The 18,468-nt window shown below is 36.7% G+C and carries 17 protein-coding genes; 15 read left to right on the forward strand and 2 right to left on the reverse strand.

The genetic code is table 11. The features are described from left to right. Positions 1-265 precede the first annotated feature (265 nt). From MHH51_RS09565 to MHH51_RS09605, 9 genes are all read left to right on the forward strand, one after another. Entirely contained in the window at positions 266-2,347 is a 2,082-nt protein-coding gene (locus MHH51_RS09565) for a BglG family transcription antiterminator (RefSeq protein WP_339285797.1), read from the forward strand. A gap of 29 nt (positions 2,348-2,376) precedes the next feature. Beyond that, complete coding sequence (locus MHH51_RS09570) at positions 2,377-2,850, forward strand: PTS sugar transporter subunit IIA (protein WP_339285799.1); 474 nt, start codon at positions 2,377-2,379, stop codon at positions 2,848-2,850. Between the two features lie 26 nt (positions 2,851-2,876). Beyond that, the gene (locus tag MHH51_RS09575; protein ID WP_147208409.1) at positions 2,877-4,253 is read left to right on the forward strand and encodes a PTS transporter subunit IIC; all 1,377 of its coding nucleotides are present in this window, start codon (positions 2,877-2,879) and stop codon (positions 4,251-4,253) included. 19 nt (positions 4,254-4,272) lie between these two features. After that, positions 4,273-4,554: a PTS sugar transporter subunit IIB gene (locus MHH51_RS09580; protein ID WP_229720119.1), complete on the forward strand. Its 282-nt coding sequence runs from the start codon at positions 4,273-4,275 to the stop codon at positions 4,552-4,554. Between the two features lie 67 nt (positions 4,555-4,621). Then, positions 4,622-5,068, forward strand: coding sequence for a hypothetical protein (locus MHH51_RS09585; RefSeq protein WP_339285801.1), 447 nt, complete (start codon positions 4,622-4,624; stop codon positions 5,066-5,068). A 6-nt stretch (positions 5,069-5,074) separates the two neighbouring features. Continuing rightward, positions 5,075-6,112: an alcohol dehydrogenase catalytic domain-containing protein gene (locus MHH51_RS09590; protein WP_339285803.1), complete on the forward strand. Its 1,038-nt coding sequence runs from the start codon at positions 5,075-5,077 to the stop codon at positions 6,110-6,112. A 4-nt stretch (positions 6,113-6,116) separates the two neighbouring features. Next, on the forward strand, positions 6,117-6,767 hold the full coding sequence (locus MHH51_RS09595) for an SDR family oxidoreductase (protein WP_339285805.1): 651 nt from the start codon (positions 6,117-6,119) through the stop codon (positions 6,765-6,767). A 23-nt stretch (positions 6,768-6,790) separates the two neighbouring features. Then, positions 6,791-7,540, forward strand: a complete 750-nt coding sequence (locus MHH51_RS09600; protein WP_339285807.1) for an SDR family oxidoreductase — start codon at positions 6,791-6,793, stop codon at positions 7,538-7,540. Between the two features lie 17 nt (positions 7,541-7,557). Continuing rightward, entirely contained in the window at positions 7,558-7,833 is a 276-nt protein-coding gene (locus MHH51_RS09605; RefSeq protein ID WP_147208393.1) for a hypothetical protein, read from the forward strand. A 76-nt stretch (positions 7,834-7,909) separates the two neighbouring features. Here MHH51_RS09605 and MHH51_RS09610 read toward each other — a convergent pair whose 3' ends face one another. Continuing rightward, entirely contained in the window at positions 7,910-8,860 is a 951-nt protein-coding gene (locus tag MHH51_RS09610; RefSeq protein WP_147208390.1) for a sugar-binding transcriptional regulator, read from the reverse strand. Between the two features lie 199 nt (positions 8,861-9,059). Here MHH51_RS09610 and MHH51_RS09615 point away from each other — a divergent pair, with 199 nt between their 5' ends. The 4 genes from MHH51_RS09615 to lpdA are packed head-to-tail and all read left to right on the forward strand — an operon-like array spanning position 9,060 to position 13,803. Next, the gene (locus MHH51_RS09615) at positions 9,060-10,040 is read left to right on the forward strand and encodes a thiamine pyrophosphate-dependent dehydrogenase E1 component subunit alpha (RefSeq protein ID WP_339285810.1); all 981 of its coding nucleotides are present in this window, start codon (positions 9,060-9,062) and stop codon (positions 10,038-10,040) included. Positions 10,041-10,066: 26 nt separating this feature from the next. Continuing rightward, positions 10,067-11,050, forward strand: a complete 984-nt coding sequence (locus MHH51_RS09620) for an alpha-ketoacid dehydrogenase subunit beta (RefSeq protein ID WP_339285811.1) — start codon at positions 10,067-10,069, stop codon at positions 11,048-11,050. A gap of 14 nt (positions 11,051-11,064) precedes the next feature. After that, a complete protein-coding gene (locus MHH51_RS09625) occupies positions 11,065-12,417 on the forward strand; it encodes a dihydrolipoamide acetyltransferase family protein (protein WP_147208381.1) in 1,353 nt (450 codons plus the stop codon). Between the two features lie 12 nt (positions 12,418-12,429). Continuing rightward, positions 12,430-13,803, forward strand: a complete 1,374-nt coding sequence (gene lpdA, locus MHH51_RS09630) for a dihydrolipoyl dehydrogenase (protein WP_339285814.1) — start codon at positions 12,430-12,432, stop codon at positions 13,801-13,803. Between the two features lie 96 nt (positions 13,804-13,899). Here lpdA and MHH51_RS09635 read toward each other — a convergent pair whose 3' ends face one another. Beyond that, the gene (locus tag MHH51_RS09635) at positions 13,900-15,456 is read right to left on the reverse strand and encodes a PTS sugar transporter (RefSeq protein WP_339285815.1); all 1,557 of its coding nucleotides are present in this window, start codon (positions 15,454-15,456) and stop codon (positions 13,900-13,902) included. Positions 15,457-15,744: 288 nt separating this feature from the next. Here MHH51_RS09635 and MHH51_RS09640 point away from each other — a divergent pair, with 288 nt between their 5' ends. Then, a complete protein-coding gene (locus MHH51_RS09640) occupies positions 15,745-16,581 on the forward strand; it encodes a mechanosensitive ion channel family protein (protein WP_281289811.1) in 837 nt (278 codons plus the stop codon). Positions 16,582-17,125: 544 nt separating this feature from the next. Continuing rightward, the gene (locus MHH51_RS09645; RefSeq protein WP_339285817.1) at positions 17,126-18,415 is read left to right on the forward strand and encodes a globin-coupled sensor protein; all 1,290 of its coding nucleotides are present in this window, start codon (positions 17,126-17,128) and stop codon (positions 18,413-18,415) included. The last annotated feature ends 53 nt before the right edge of the window (positions 18,416-18,468 follow it).

An 18,468-nucleotide genomic window follows, 5' to 3' on the forward strand; every position in this document is an offset into this window, starting at 1 on the left:
AGAATAATTAATGGAAAATAGTATGTAAACATCTTTTGTTCATTTATGTTACTTTTGTAAATATAGTACTGAAAAAATATAATTTTATTTATTATATTAAAAAAATATATTCTAATTGCTTGTTATAAACGTATAAGTGATTTATTTTTAGTATTGACACCCAATCACAATCATGTACAATGATGTTACAATTTTTTTGTTTATAAATGTGTTAATAAAGAACAAATGATATGATACAGTATTAATAAGCAAAGGGGATTATTTTATGGGGTTAGATACAAAAAGTCGTCTTATTATGGAAGTGCTATTGAGAAATCCTTTTATTACGAGTAAAGAATTGGTGGAAGATCAGCAAATAAGTAAGAGACAATTAACTTATTTATTATCTAAAATTAATGAATATTTAAAAATGAAAGGGCTTCCAAAAATATCAAGAAATAAAACTGGTCTTTTTATCATTCCGGATGAACTGTTTGTTCAACAGCAACATAAATCACAATCAATAGAAAGTCATCAAGATTTTTTTACTGAAGAACAAAGAATCTTAGTTATTATTTTAATGACTTTAACTTCAGACGAAGAATTATCTTTAGTACATTTTGCTTCATCACTACAAGTAAGTAAAAATACTATTTTAAGCGATATAAAAAAAGTAAAAGAATATGTACAAAATTTTGAAGTTAACTTTGTATACAACAGGACAAGTGGTTACTTAATAACAGGGGATGAATACGCTATTCGCAAACTATTAATCTCAATCATCCGAGAATGTATGGATATGAGGAGCAATGGAGAGAAATTTGCACAGCGATATGGACGAATAAAGGAGGAGGATATTAAGGATATTGCTGATAGAATGATGGAAATTGAGAACAGGCTACAGTTAAAGTTCACTGATGACAGAATGGCAATTATGCCTTATGTTATTGCTTCTATTCTAAGAAGGGTCAGGTTAGGGTATTCTATAGAACATTTTCAATTACGTTATGAAGAAATTGCAAATACGAAAGAGTATCTTGCAACTGAAGAGCTATTTTCAGATTATAAATATGTTTCAACAAATGAACGCGTATATATAGCTCTTCATCTGCTTTCAACTACTTTGCATTCTTCAAAGTTTGCAGAGGAAAGTGTAATGCCGCAGATTAGAGAAGCAATTGAGTTATTTTTAATTGATTTTGAGCGGCAGGCATGTGTGATTTTAAAGGATAAGGAGCAGTTAATAAGCCAATTATTGTTACATGCAACACCTGCTTATTACCGAATTAAGTATCGTTTGAGTGAATTAAACCAAGTTGATATATCATTTACAAAGGGTTTTAAGGAGTTACATTATTTGGTGAAGAAGACACTTACTCCCTTTGCGAAGTTGTTTGATCAACCAATTCCAGAGAATGAAATTATTTATTTTAGCATTTTAATAGGCGGATGGTTATCTAAGCAGGGTGACAACGTAGCAGAAAAAATTAGGGCCATTGTTGTCTGTCCCCATGGTACATCTATTTCCAAAATGCTGATGAATACTTTAAAACGGGTTTTTCCAGACTTTATATTTCTAGGTTCTATGTCTTTGAGGGAGTTCCAAGAGTACAAACAGGATTATCATATTGTTTTTTCTAATGTCCCTTTAAAAACAACTAAACGTCAATATTGCATTAATAAGTTTCCGACAAATACAGAATGGAAAAAGTTACAAAAACTTGTTGTTAATGATTTATACGGATATAAACCGCAAACTCCGGAGTTAGATGTCATCATGCAAATTGTTGCGGAAAGTTCAACTATTCAAGATAAAGCAAAATTAAGAAGGGAATTAGCTGCTTACTTACATGGACCAAGCGAAATTTCGAAGTTTGATTTAAATGTTACTAAGCGAAATTTATTACAAATGATGGAAACTGATTATGTTCAATTTATAGATTGCGTTAAGGATTGGAAAGAAGCTATTTATATAGCAGCACAACCGCTGATTAGAAATAATATTATTAAACCGGAATATAGAGATACGGTTATACAAGGTTATAATTACGACAGTGATTACTTGTTTTTAGGAGATAAAACCGTTATACCGCATACAGATCCTGAATATGGAGCTTTAAAAGTAGGGATGAGCTTTTTGATTGTGAAACAGGGAATTAATTTTTCGAAAAATAAGAAAGCTAACTTTGTTGTATTGTTATCTGCGATTGATCGTGAACAACACTTGCGGGCATTGTTAGAATTAACTGACATTGCTCAGAACGATCAAAAAATTAACCAAGTAATAGCATCTGTTTCATATCAACAAATACATGAATTGATAAAGCAATTTATTGAAAATGAAAAAGAGGAATACAGTGACGTTTAGTTTAATAGCAGGATGGAGGAATACAGGTTATGAATTTTGACGCTTTTTTTAGTGAAGATCTTGTCTTTTTTCTTAATGCATCGTCTCAGGAAGATGTGTTTAAGCAAATGTTTCATCGTATGTATGAGCAGGGGTATGTAAAAGAGTCTTATTTAAAGGCTTTAAGTGAGCGGGAAAAAGTATATCCTACAGGCATACAAACTGAACATATTGGGGTAGCCATTCCTCATACTGATTCTATTCATGTAAATAAAGAATCCATTGGTGTAGCAGTGTTAGAGAAACCTGTTTCTTTTATTCATATGGGGATGGAGGAGCATACAGTAGAAGCAGAAATCATTTTTATGTTAGCTATCCAAAAGCCGGAACGACAATTAGGAGTTTTACAAGTAATTACAGGATTAATTCAAAATAAGGTATTGCTGCAAAGTATTCAAATGGCTGAAAATGAAGCTGCAGTAATAGCTATTATCCAGGAATATAGTCAAAAATTAAATGTATAGATAAAAAATAGAAAAGGGTGATATAAATGTTTCAATCGACAATTGATTTTATTTTAGATTTAGGTCCATCGGTTATGCTGCCTATTATTATGACCATTTTCGGTCTTCTTCTAAAACAGGGTTTTAATAAGTCTTTTCGAGCTGGTATTACAATCGGTATCGGTTTTGTTGGTATTAACTTGGTCATTGGTTTATTGACGACATCTTTAAGTCCGGCAACAGAAGCGATGGTAGAGCGATTTAATTTAAATCTATCAATCTTAGATGTTGGCTGGCCAGTTGGGGCAGCAATATCATTTGGTACTACATTAGCACCAGTTATGATACCTATAATCATTGTCTTTAATCTTATTCTTGTTGCTTTAAACTGGACAAAGACAATCAATGTTGATATTTGGAATTTTTGGCACTTAATATTTTCTACATCTTTAGTGTACATTGCTACAGATAATGCATTTCTGTCGATTGCAATAGGACTTATTGTAACAGGGATTACGCTTAAGCTTGCTGACTGGACAGCGCCAGTGGTAGAGCATCATTTTGGTTTGAAAGGTGTTTCGCTTGCGCATTCAGAGTCAGTAAACTTTGCGCCAATCACATATGCGTTAAATAAAATACAAGATATGATTCCTGGATTAAATAAATTACATGCTGATCCCGAAACCTTGCGTAAACGTTTCGGTGTGTTTGGGGAACCGCTGGTAATGGGGCTGCTTCTTGGACTTTTAATTGGAATATTGGGTGAATATAATATACAAGGCATTTTAACATTGGGAATCCAAATGGCAGCAGTACTGATTCTATTACCTAGAATGGTTGCTTTGCTGATGGAAGGGCTTATCCCAATTTCAGAAGGAACTAGAGATTTTGTTACAAAGAGGTTTCCAGGAAAAGAAGTATACATTGGTTTGGACGCAGCTGTTGTTATTGGTAACCCTGCAAATATGGCGGTAGCGTTATTGATGGTACCGATAACATTGGTTTTAGCTGTTATATTACCGTGGAATGAAATGCTTCCATTCGCTGATTTAGCAGTATTGCCTTTTACGGTGATTTGGGCAGTAGCAGCTTCCAGAGGGAACATTATTCGTGGTTTAATTAACTCAATTGTAACAGTAATGATTGTGTTGTTTATTGCAACTAATATTGCAGAATTGACTACAAAAATGGGAGATGCAGTTGGATTTGCAATGCCGGAATCATCCAGTTTAATCTCTGGTATCGATGTAGGCTCACATATCCTTGTATTCATTCTATATAACTTATTAGATCCGACCAGTCCATTATTTATTACTGCAATTATCTTTGGTGTTATATATGCATTGTTATGGTATTGGGTACGTAATGATATCAAGAAACAGTACGCAAAAGAGTTAGGTATTGATAAAAAAACATTAAAATAAGAAAAGGTGGCGTTTCATTATGAAAAGAATTTTAGTAGCATGTGGCACTGCGATTGCAACATCAACAGTAGTGGCAAAGAAGATCGAAGAAGTATTAGGAAATAAAGGTTATCAAGTCTATGTTGATCAATGTAAAGCTGCAGAGGCTCCTTCAAAGGCGGCAAATTTTGATCTGATTGTTACTACCACGCCAGTTAGTGGAATTGGCGATGTGCCAGTCATTCAAACTGTTTCCTTTCTATCTGGAGTAGGAATGGATCAAGATATTCAAAAAATAATGGATATTTTAGGATTAGAGTAAAAAAGAAAGCCTGTCAATTTATACAATTGTCAGGCTTTCTATTAAAAGGCCAAGGAAGGTGTTCACGTTGAAACATTATCAATATACAACTTCGAAATTTGTGACAACTGTATTACTACCTTTAATTATCATGATAGGGTTATTGATTTGGGGCATATTATTATTACTTTCAGGAGAACAAACACCATTTGCTCAGCTATTAATATATGGGAGCGCTATTCTATTATTTTTTAGTATTATAGGTATTCATACACCTGGATGGATTAAATTAGATGATGAGAAAATTATCTTACATGCTTTTTTTGTTACACATGAGTTCTACTGGAAAGAACTATCTTTTGTTCAATTACGAGTATACCAACAAACAGGTAATTTATATATCAGGCTTGGGACAAATAAATTCATCAAAGGGCGCTACTGGATAACCAGTGATATCAAAGGATATGATAATTTATTTGAAGAGTTAAAGACTAAAAGCTTTGTAGAGAAAAAAATTTCAAGTGTCAAGAGGTGATTGTGAATGCAAAAAAGTGTCTATTACGATAAAAATCATTTTGAGATGCAGCCAATTGGTAATCTCGATATCAACAGCGATGAAGTATTGATCAAGATGAAAGTATGTGGTCTTTGCGGTACAGATATTCATAAAGCCGTGGATAAAACAGTAGAACCGCCGATTACTTTGGGGCATGAAATAGCTGGGGAAGTGATAGCGGCGGGGGATGATGTAATGGATTTTAACGTAGGTGACCGAGTGTTTGTAGCTCATCATGTCCCTTGTTTTACATGCACTTACTGTAAAAGAGGGTATTATTCATTATGTCCTCAATTTAAAATGACAAATGTAGACCCAGGTGGTTTTTCAGAATATATTCGTGTGCCCGCATTGCATGTTAAGCATACAATGGGGAAATTGCCTGACGAATTAAGCGATGAAGCAGGAGCAATGGTCGAACCATTAGCCTGCTGCTTGCATGGATTTGAACAAATTTCTATAAACCCAAGTGATCAAGTATTAATTCTTGGAGCAGGGCAAATTGGCTGTTTACAAATACAATTAGCTAACCATTTCTTAGCAGGGCAAGTAATAGTTAGTGATGTGAATCCTTATCGATTAGAAAAAGCAAAAGAGGTTGGCGCTACCCATGTTATAAGAGCGGATGAAGAAGCGGTACAGGAACAAGTAAATCGTTTAACGGATGGTCATGGGGCGGATATCGTTATAATTTCTGCCGGCATCAGCTTTTTATTAGAACAGGCAATGCATTGTGTGGCCCGGGGAGGAACAGTCTTAGTGTTTGCTCCATTTACTAAAAATGATATTCCTATCCCTGCTTATCGTTTTTTTGAGGATGAAATCTCTATTGTAGGCGCTTATTCCTCTACACCTTATAATTATACTCCTGCACTGGAACTTTTGAAAAAAGGAGTTATTGATGTTGATAAGATGGTGACGCACCGTTTCCCGTTGTCTAAACTGAATGAAGCAATAACGCTGGCTCATGATACAACCAAAGAGGTTTTAAAAGTATTAATTGTTCCTGATGGAAGCAGGTGAGTAAATGAATATTTTATTGTTTGATGCTTCACATCGCATTTCCGGAATGATGACTGCATATTACCAAAAGGTATATGCACTTGATTTTACTGATAAGTTAAATGGGAAAGGCAGTTTATATCAATATATAAATGGTCAAGATCCAGTTCAATTAATAACCTTTGATTTATTAGATGATCAAGATATATCAATGGAATCCTGGTTAAATAAAAATAATATACAATTTGATACAGTAATTAACAATTTAGAACATCTGATTGGCAATACACTCACAGAAACATCGATAGACGAATGGCGGAAGTCCTTGTTTATCAATCTCCACCTTCCTTTTTTAATAATTAAAGCATTCATTTCGTATGTTCCTGATGACGGCCAGATTATTCATATATCCTCTACCGCAGCGGTGAGCGGGGAAGCAGGAGATGTAAGTTATGCCAGCCATAAAAGCGGTCTGGAGTCTTTTAGCAAAAGTCTGTCAAAAGAACTTTCAAAACGAAATATTCGCTCAAATGTAATTAGTATATCTCCAAAATGCTGGAGGAAGCCAGATGGAGCCAGACAAATCATTCAGTTGTTAAAAGAGACTTGTAATGAGCATATGAGTTTCTTAAATGGTCAGGTTATAACTTTAGATAATGGAGAAACGTTATCATAAATATAAAACGGGGAGGAGACGTGATGAGGCAGACATCGGTAGTACTGATTATCGGCGGAGCTGCGGGGATAGGTCAAGCAGTAGCTGAAAGCCGTCTGAAAAATGATGATAAAGTAGTCTTCACGGATATAAATGCAGAAAAGGGCCATCAATTAATGACAGAGTGGAGGAATCAAGGATACGAAGCAACCTTTATCCAACAGGATGTTACTTCATGGAAAGATACGGAAAAAGTAGTAAGCGAAACGATAGAATTGTATGGGAGAATGGATGTGCTCATTATTTCAGCAGGAGTTACATCGCAAAAAAGGTTGGAAGATATTACTGTTAAAGAATGGCGTTTTACTTTAGATGTAAACTTGACTGGTCTGTTTTATATCTTGAAAGCTGCTCTTCCAGAGATGGTCAAGTCTAAGGGAGGAAGCATCGTTATTGTTGGTTCCGGATCTGCTATAACCGGATCAGGCGGCGGGGCACATTATGCTGTTTCCAAGGGAGGGGCATTCGGCTTAATGCGTGCTATTGCTAATGAATATAGTGATCAAGGTATTCATATTAATCTTGTAGCTCCACGGGTAATAGAAACCGAGATGCTAGATATACTTTATCCGACAGAAGAAGCTAAGGAAGCGCTTCGTCAAAAGATTCCTATCAAAAATTTTGGTACATTAGCAGATACTACAAACGCCATCAATTTTCTGGCAAGCGGGGAATCCCGGTATATCCAAGCACAGGTTTTATTAATGGATGGCGGAAGAACATATTTAACATGATTAAAGGAGAGATTAAGTTGGCAAAAGTTTTGGTTGCAACAGGAACTTCACAAAACAAAATGAACAAAGTAGTGGAATTATTACAGGCGGGTCTTAATGACAAAAACGTTGAGGCTGAGATTGTGGCAGGAAATATTTACGAAACCAATGTGGAAGACATTAATCCAGATGTTATTGTACTTGTAGGAGTCAATAAGCTGGATACAGAAATTCCTACTATTGACGGCGTTCCATTTATAACTGGTATAGGAATAGATAATGTAATTAATGATGTGGTAGCACATATTTCCTAGTTGAAAAACTCTTTGGTTAGACCAGGTTGTCTGCCAAAGAGTTTTTTAGAAGGTGATTAAACAATCTATAGATGACTTATTCACTGGCATATAATAATTCTGTTGCTATTTGTTCATCAAGAACTAATACATTAATATAATTGCCTTTTAAAGATGCTAATACGCTTTCCGCTTTATGTGCTCCTGAGACAACACCTATTACTTTCTTGATATTACGCAATTGTTCCAGAGATATCCCAATTACTTTTTTATTAAACGAACTATTGACAGGGTTTCCGTTTAAATCGAAGAAGCGAAAACCCATATCGCCAACTACACCTAATTGACGAAGCTGTTCTAAATCATTTTGGTTAAGATAACCAATATCTTCTAAAGTTGATTGTACATATGGGTTAGACAAACCAACTAATGCTATATCAACTGTTGCTGCTTCCTGAAGAACTGCATTAATGTCATCCATCTTCATTAAGCGCTCACGTAATTCACTGGATTCAGCCATGGCTGGTGCATAGAGATAAGAGCATGTACCACCTAATCTTTTAGCGAGCTCGTATGCTAATTGATTAGAATGAATTTCCACCTTCTTTCGTCCCAAGCCGCCTTCTAAGGGAAAGATTGTGATATTCTTTTTCATCTCATAAGGATATTCTTGGACTAACGCTTCTAAAGTCGTTCCCCATGATATCCCAATTTTTTTTGCCTTTTTGATATTTTTAGATAAGTAATAAGCTCCTGCTTGTGCAACAGAAAGCTTGACTACATCAGGTGTTTGACCAGAAATAGGAACAACAATGGCATCTTCTAACCCAAAGTGTTCTTCTAATTTTTTCTCCAAATTTACTGTATGTACTGTTTCATCTTTAATAAAAATCTCAATGATTTTATGTTCGCGGGCCTTTTGTAATGATTTAGATATGACAGGTCGCGAAACACCAAGTTTCTTAGCAATCTGCTCCTGTGTCCAACCGTCGTTATAATATAAATTAGCTATTTTTACTAATGAACGTCTTTCTTCCCAGCTAAGCACATGCTCACATCCTTTCAAATTAACATATCTATTACAATTGATTGTAAAAATAATCCTTTAAAATAAAGTTTACTATAAATCGAAAAATAATCAATAAATTCAATATTTATAAGATAATTATCTTGACCTTTCCTGAAAAAAAACATACACTTATTACAAAGGTAACTATATAGAACATATGTAAAAAGGAGGCAAAAAAATGAAGGATTTAAAGGTTCCAGAAAGAATAACAGAAGAAAATTTAGTAGAACTCTACAAACAAATGTGGACTATCCGTTATTTCGAAGAGAAAGTAGACCAATTTTTTGCGAAAGGTAAAATTCACGGTACCACACACTTAGCTGTTGGACAGGAAGCAAGTGCGGCGGGCGTATGCGCTTTACTGGATAAAGAAGATAAAATTACCAGCACACATCGTGGTCACGGACATTGTATCGCAAAGGGAGCAACTCCAGATAAAATGATGGCAGAGCTATTCGGCAGAACAACAGGCTATTGCAAAGGTAAAGGCGGTTCGATGCATATTGCTGATGTAGAAATGGGTAATCTTGGCGCGAATGGAATTGTTGGCGGAGGAATCCCATTAGCAGTGGGGTCAGCTTTAACAGCACAGATGAAAAAGTTAAATTATGTAACCGTTTGTTTTTTTGGAGATGGTGCCACAAATGAAGGAAGCTTTCATGAAGCAGTTAACCTTGCTGCTGTTTGGAATTTACCGGTTATCTTTGTTTGCGAAAACAATCAATATGGCATGTCAGGATCAGTCAAAGAAATGGTGAAGATAGAAGATATTGCGACAAGAGCAAAATCCTATGGCATCCCTGGGGTTGTTGCAGATGGAAATGACATTATCGAAATGATGAATGTAACAAATGAAGCGATGGAACGTGCTAAAAATGGAGAAGGCCCAACATTGATTGAAGCAAAAACATATCGCTGGAAAGGTCATTCGAAAAGTGATGCTAAAAAATATCGTACCCGTGATGAGGAAAATGAATGGAGAGAGAAAGATCCGATTAAACGCTTCAAGGAGTCTTTGATCAGTGAATCTATTATCACAGAAGAGCAGGCAGAATCAATACGAAAAGAAGCTTTAACAGGAATTGAAGATGCAGTGGCATTTGCTGAAGAAGGCCCGATGCCTACCAAAGATGATTTATTAACAGATGTATTTGCTTAAAGTGGTTGTATAAAGGAGGAGAAAAAATGAGAGAGATAACATATTTAGAAGCTGTTCGTGAAGCAATGAGTCAGGAGATGCGTGAAAATGAAGATGTTTTTATCCTTGGTGAAGATATAGGGGTATATGGGGGTGCTTTTGGAGTTACCCGCGGAATGATTGAGGAGTTTGGCCCTGAACGTGTGCGTAATACACCAATCAGTGAGTCAGGTATCGCCGGCGCTGCAATTGGTTCTGCTTTGACAGGAATGCGTCCGATATTGGAGCTGCAATTCTCTGATTTTATTACGATTGCCATGGACCAGATGGTGAATCAGGCAGCTAAAATTCGTTATATGTATGGAGGAAAAGGTAAAGTTCCAATGGTTTTACGTACGCCAAGTGGATCGGGAACCGGAGCTGCAGCGCAGCATTCGCAGAGTTTGGAGGCGTGGGTAGCTCATATTCCTGGACTAAAAGTGGTTCAGCCTTCTACAGCACATGATGTAAAGGGTCTATTAAAAGCAGCTATAGACGATGATAATCCGGTGATTTTTTATGAGCATAAATTGCTTTATAAAACGAAGGGAGATGTACCGGAAGAACAATACAGCATTCCTTTAGGAAAAGCAGATGTGAAACGGGAAGGAACAGATGTAACGATTGTTGCTACAGCTATTATGGTACATCGTGCTTTAGAAGCTGCTGAAGAACTGGAGAAGGAAGGCATCAGTGCAGAAGTAGTGGATCCGCGCACTTTGGTTCCATTAGATACAGAGACAATTATTAAATCTGTATCTAAAACTTCCCGTTTGGTAGTTGTTCATGAAGCGGTAAAAAGAGGCGGATATGGAGCGGAGATTGCAAGTATGATTGCTGAAAGTGAAGCATTCGATTATTTAGATGCACCAATTAAACGATTGGGCGGTGCACCATCACCAATTCCATATAATCCGGAATTAGAAAAGCTGCACGTTCCGCAGGTTCCAGATATTATTCAGGCAGTTAAAGAAACATTAAATAAAGCATAGAAAGGAGGATTCTAGTGGCTAAAGAAATATTTATGCCTAAACTAAGCAGCACGATGGAAGTGGGTACCTTACTTCAATGGTTTAAGGAAGAGGGAGATTCTGTTGAAATGGGAGAGCCTCTATTTGAAATTATGACGGATAAAATCAATATTGAAGTAGAGTCGTATGAAGAAGGGATATTGCTAAAAAAGTATTTTAATGTGGATGATGAGGTCGAAGTGAATGCTTGTATCGGCTATATTGGGGAAGCGGGGGAGAAAGTCCCTGATTCACCTCCGGCGCCTGCAGCAGAGACAGAGTCAGAAGAAAAAGGTCAAGGCAATTCTTCTGTTGAGACTGCCGGGAAAACGGTAAGTGCCAATGCGGATTCGAATGAAAATAATGATGGAAAAATCAGAGCCACTCCTGCTGCCCGTCGTGTATCCCGGGAAAATGATATTTCCTTATCTGCTATTTCTGGATCTGGTCCAAATGGAAGGGTGCATCAGCATGATGTAGAGCAGGCGATTGCAGAAGGAAGGTTAGCCGTAACGCCGCTGGCAGAAAAGATTGCAGCTGATCATGGGGTAGATTTAAGTCAAATAACCGGAACGGGGGCCCGTGGGAAAATTGAAAAGCAAGATGTACTTTCTTATCTTGAATCTGTCAATGTGTCAGATCAAGAACCAGTCGCATCTCCAGCGAAGCGGATCAAATTGAAAGGACTTCGTAAAGCAGTAGCTGATAAAATGGTTGAAAGTGTACAAACCATCCCGCACGTAACCTTAACGAGCGATGTGGATATGACAAATGTGATTGCGTTACGTAAATCATTGCTCCCTGTAGTCGAAAAAGACACGGGATATCGTTTGTCCTTTACAGAAGTCATTATAAAAGCTGTTGCCAGCGCACTTTGCAAGCATCCTGAATTAAACGCTTCTTTAATTGGAGACGAGATTGTGATGAATAAGGAAGTGAATATCGGACTTGCAGTTGCGGTGGAAAATGGGTTAATTGTTCCTTCTATTAAGGATGTAAATCAAAAAGGACTTGCGGAATTAACGCAGATTAGTAAAGAATTAGGCAGAAAAGCAAGAGAAAATAAACTAAAGCCTGATGAAATGCGGGGAAGTACATTTACGATCAGTAATTTAGGAATGTACGCCATTGATGCTTTTACACCGATTATTAATGGACCAGAAACAGCCATTCTCGGTGTAGGAAGAATTACAGAAAAAGCCGTTGCAGTTGATGGAGAGTTAGCAGTACGTCCAATGATGGTTCTTAGCCTATCCTTTGATCATCGGGCAATTGATGGCGCACCGGCTGCTGCATTTTTAACCAATTTAAAAACAAATCTTGAAAATCCTTATAGTTTATTAGTTTAAGGAGCTGAGTAAATGACGAAATTTGATGTAGCAATAGTTGGCGGGGGCCCCGGAGGATATGTTTCAGCAATCCGTGCTGCAAAGCTGGGCCTGTCAGTGGCACTGGTAGAAGGTAGAGAATTAGGAGGAACCTGTTTAAACCGTGGTTGTATCCCTTCTAAAACATTATTGAGAAATGCTGAAGTAATTAATCAAGTAAAAGATGCGAAAAAGTTCGGTATTCAAATCGATTCATTTTCATTTGATTTAAATACGATGGTTGAAAGAAAGAATCAGGTTATCGGTCAGCTTCGTAACGGAATCAACAACTTGATAAAAGCAAATAAAATTAAGTTATATAATGGTTATGGAACAGTCGATAATCAAAAAATAATTTCTGTGGATATGGAAGAAAAAACAGAAAAGCTGGAAGCAGAATCAATTATTTTGGCAAATGGCTCAAAACCCTTTGTTCCAAACCTTCCCGGGCTTTCAGACATACCTTACCATACAAGTGATACCATTTTTGATATAGACCAAGTACCCGGTCATTTAACGATTGTCGGGGGCGGTGTAATTGGGCTGGAAATTGCCTGTATTTTTCATAGCCTGGGTACAAAAATTGAAATTATTGAAATGGCAGATCGTATTATTCCGGCAGAGGATAAGGAAGCATCTAATTTTCTGGAAAAAGAGCTGAAAGGTAAAGGGATACTCATTCATACAAGTACTAAGGTACATTCGTTTAAAAAGAATGAAAAGACCAAGGTGCAAATAGAAAAGAACGGGAAGGAAACAAGTATGGAAACAGATGGCGTGCTGGTCTCTGTTGGTCGAGAGCCTAATTTGATCGGTTTAGATAATCTTTCTGTTGATTATGATGGTAAGTTTGTAAAAGTGGATGATAACATGCAGACCTCTATAGAAGGAATTTATGCTATCGGGGACTTAATCGGGGGATATCAGCTTGCTCATGCAGCAAGTGAAGAAGGTATCCGGGCAGTTAATCATATTCTGGGAGAAAATAATAAAAAGGATTTCATCATGCCGCGCTGTATTTATACTTTTCCTGAAATCGCAAGTGTCGGTATGACTGAGGAGCAGGCTAAGGCCAAAGGTTACCAGGTGATGTCTCAAAAAGTAGACTTAGCTGCCAATGGAAAAGGAATTGCTTCCTCGGAAAACAATGGATTTATGAAGATAATTTCCGAGAAAAAATACGGAGAAATTCTCGGTGTCGTGATGGCGGGAGCACATGTAACTGAAATGATCAGTCAGGCAACCTCCTTTATGTACTTAGAAGGAACCATGGAAGAGCTGGAGGATATGGTATTTCCGCATCCAACTTTATCAGAGGCTATGTTTGAGGCAGCTGCAAAATGGCTGGGTAAAGGAATACATTACTAACAGAAAAGATAGCAGCTGTTAACCAGAAAATTTGGTTTCTTGTTTTACAAGAAGGATAGAAAAAATAGCAAAATAAGTTAAGAGAAGAGGAATAATTCATATTTCTCTTCTCTTTTTCTTATTTGCAATCAATGTAATGGCGAAGGATAATATAAATGCTGCGAGCATGGCAATCACAAACCCCAGAGGATTATCAGATAAAAAAGGTGTGGTGAATGTCGGAACGTAGGCTGTTCCGCGTACATCGAATAAACCGACTAGTGCACCACCGACTCCGGCAGATAGAATTGCACCGGCAAAGACAATTTTATTAGAGAACATGAACGGATATGCCGCTTCCACAAATGTTCCGAATCCCATATTGATTAAGAAACCTGGAGTTGCAGCAGCCGCTTCCCCTTTCTCTCTTGGAGCAATGATATTTGCTAGATTAATTCCGGCCGATACCATAACCAGACCAACCATATCAATAGCACCCAGGAAACTTACTCCTGTTTTTTCCATTTCAAGTAATACGATTGGCAGAATAGCAGCATGGTATATTCCTCCTAAAATAGCTGGCCAAATAAGCAAACCGCCTAATAGACCTGCTAGAATCGGGTTAAATGCAATTGTTGATTCGATAGCAATTTTAATTCCATCGCCGATAAACAATGCGATTGGTGCGAATAAAAAGTAGACTAATAGACCTGCCAGTAAACCTGCTATTCCTCCAGTAACGATATTGACGGTTGTCATCGGAAATTTCCAGCTAATACATTTCAGGAAGAAATAATGCACAAAAACACCGGCTAAAATACCGCCAATGATACCGCCAATAATTCCGCCGTCTACAGATAGCACACCAGCTATAACTCCAGCTACAATGGAGACTTCTCCTAAATTAGACACTTGTTTAGCTGCAATTACTGCAATAATAATTGGCAGTGCTCCAATCATAATATCAAAAATATCTTGCAGACTGCTAAATAGAGGGACCTTACTTAGTGCAAGAACTAGAGCCATCGCAATAAAACCTGGCAATGCAGAAACCATGATGCCGCGAATATTAATGTTTTTCCAGATGCTCCCGCTGTTTTCCGCATCCGCTTTATTTGCATCACCGATGGTTGGTTTATATTTTACATCCCAATATTTAGCCAAAGCCGCCACGAAAGAGATAGCTCGAGTTCGATTTGTAGTACCAGTTGTTCCAGATTGAGCTATAACGTTCGCACCTTTTGCACTGATTATCGCCATGGATGTTCCGCCTGTGCCAACGATTGGAATATTCATCTTGACTGCTGTGTCAATGACTTGTTGATTAGCATTTTCTGCGTCAGCACTCATGACGATTAACCCATCTACTGTTTTATTAAGAATAAGAGCAGCTATCTGTTCGTCTGCCTTTTTTGCTTGTTCATTTATTTTTTCTAATGTATTTGCAGGGCTTTGAGTCATTTGTCCATTTTCATCTATACTAAAAAGGGATGTTTTCGAGTCTGCTTTTGCTTGATCCATAGACACTTCTGAAGCGATAAATTGAATAGCAGCAATGTTGAAATCTGCAGCATGACATTGATTTTTAATTTCATCTAATAATTTTCTTGGATTTTTTCCGCCTAAATTGTACAGGTTGCCGCCCGAGCTACCTATGATAGCAATATTTTTCAAGAGAATTCCCCCAGGTAGATAGTTTCAATGTGATAATTATTTAATGAATTAATATTTTATCATACTAAAGTAATAAAGTCTTTAGGGATTTAAAAGAAAATAATTTGATTACCCATGTAAGATTAGGAAAAACTCTTTTTATACCTTGGATTTATAGTAATGAATTTCATTTAAAAGACAGCAGATTTTATTTTGAGAATTACTAGTACTGAATCTTTTCTTATTTTACATTGGATTCTTCATTTGATATAATCATCAATCATTGAGAGCAGTAGTAAAGAGGAGATGATGGAATTGGATTGGATAGAAAATATAAATTGGGAGCAGCTTCTATTAAATGCGGGTTTAATAATTTTAAAATTGATAGTAACACTTATTGTATTTTATATTGCACGGGCTATTGGAAAGAGATTTATTCGAAATTCATTTTCCAAAGCACAGGTTAAGAAGAAAATGTCGGCTGGCAGAACAAAAACCTTACAGTCCTTAACAATCAGTGCCTTTTCGTATGTTTTATTTTTCGTAACATTAGTAGTTGTACTCGGTATTTTTGATATTAACGCTACAGGATTGATTGCCGGGGCTGGTGTTGTTGGTCTGGCTATCGGGTTTGGGGCTCAAGGGCTGGTTAGTGATATTGTTACAGGCTTTTTCCTGTTGTTAGAGAAGCAGGTTGATGTCGGTGATTATGTTACAGCTGCCGGATATGATGGTGTTGTCGAAGAAGTTGGTCTGCGTACCATGCAAATACGGAGCTTTGATGGTACTTTAAACTATGTACCGAACAGAGAGGTCAGCTCTTTAAGCAATCACTCCCGTGGAAATATGCAGGCTCTTGTAGATATAGCAATTCCATATAGTGACAATATTGATAATGCGGTTAGTATATTGCAAACAGTGTGCGATGAAATGAAAGAAAAGAACTCTAAGATTGTAGAGGGGCCGGATGTACTTGGTGTGCAAACATTTGGTTCAGCGGAAATAACTTTACGGATTATTGCAAAAACAGAATCCATGGAGCAATGGGCTGTAGAACGTGATTTACGTAAAGCGATTAAAGAAGCGCTTGACGCGAATAATGAAGATCCTGAAATAACCTATGCTGAAAAACCGCAGGAAGAATAGTTAGAACCTGTAAATGAAATTTGGACAGGCAAATTAAATAAATTTGTAAGAGGGTCACCGTTTTGAAATTCGGTGCCCTTTTTTGTATAAAAGGATTTTATCGATAGTAAGAAACTATCGTACAAAAAATGTTTACAAGCACCTATGAAATTATTCATTTTCTTTAATAAGGAAATAAAAAAGGATTAACTGTAGTTCTTTCGGTTTATTTTCTTTTAAGAAATATTTATTTTAGATAATGAAGCGCATTTTTTCACTTAAATCCTGTATAATAGCATTTAAATAAAGGGATAAAGGTTTTACTTAAATAAAGGGAATATTAATGAATAAATTAGCAGGAACTAAAACATATACGTATGGTGAATTTTTCCTTTAAAGAGAAATAAAGAATTCTGGTAATAAAAGTGCGTATTAACAGCTTGTAATTATTTTTGTAAGCATGATTAATCACTCTGTAAGATTACCGGTGTATTGACGTTTTCTCAAGGATTTACAGCATGGAAGGCAATGTTAGTTTGTAGAATAAACATCGGGAGTGGTTTGGATGAGGAGTATTTTTCGGAAAGATGTGACAGAGGGAAATTTATTGGAAAGCAGTAAAGAGGTGAATGTAGTTTTAGATGAGCTGCAGCAAATGGATTTAACCTTACAATTGCAAATATCAAAAATAACAGAACAGGATCTGGCTGTTGCGAAGTTACTGCAGCCTATTATCAAAGAAAATATAGAAACAATTATAGATGCTTTCTACGATAATTTATCTTTAGTCCCTGAATTAATAGGAATTATTGAAACAAATAGTTCGATCAGCCGTTTAAAACAAACACTGACAAGGCATGTTATCGAGATGTTTTCAGGGGAAATAAATCAAGATTTTATTGATAAACGCCGCAGAATTGCTAAAGTTCACGTTCATATTGGGTTGAAGCCAAAATGGTATATTGCTTCATTTCAAGAGATTTTCTTTCAAATTTCTATACTGTTAGCTGATACATATAAGGATAAGGAAAACTTTCTCCATGCTGTTCAAGTGACAAATAAGCTGTTAAATTTCGAACAGCAGATCGTTCTGGAAGCTTTTGAGATAGATACAGAAGAAAAAAGAGCAATTATGGATGAAAAGAACCAGAATTTAATAAGCTCAATGAAAGAAACAGCAGAAAGATTAGGCTATTTATCAACAGAGACTAACCAATCTGTGATGAAAATGGTCAGTCAGGCAAACCGGATAAATCAGATTTCCAGACAAGGGGAAGAAATCGCTGCTGCAACAAGCCAGTCAGCGCAGCTTGGAATGGAGCAAACGAAGACAACGAATACAGGAATGTCCAATTTAGATAATCAGATGGTGCTTGTTGTGGAGAGGCTGGAGCAGTTAACAAACAGTGCTGAGAAAATTAAATCTGTTATTTCTATCGTTGAATCTATCGCCGGACAGACAAATCTGTTAGCATTAAACGCGTCCATTGAGGCTGCCAGAGTAGGAGAACAGGGTAAAGGGTTTGCAGTGGTGGCAGAAGAGGTCCGTAAGCTGGCTGTACAATCGGCAGCAGCTGTGGCAGAAGTAAGTGATTTAATCCTTGAAACGAATGAACAAGTTGCAAATAGTCGAGAAGCAATTAAGGAAACACAGGAGGAAGTAAGAGCAGTCCGTGAACAAACGGCGAAAACAGAAGATATTTTAAGCCGGGTTTCTGAATCAATGACACTTATTTCAGAGAACAGCAGTCATATACAGCAATCCTTAGAAGAAAATCAGCTGAGTATTACTGAAATTGAATCCTCTATGGGGGAGATTGAGAACTATTCGCAGAAATTTAATGAAATGGAATAGCAGCATTTGATTATTCATCTCATCAAAATTATGCGGGATAAAGAAATGAGATT

It is taken from the genome of Oceanobacillus sp. FSL K6-3682, from assembly GCF_037976165.1.
GTDB lineage: Bacteria > Bacillota > Bacilli > Bacillales > Amphibacillaceae > Oceanobacillus > Oceanobacillus sojae.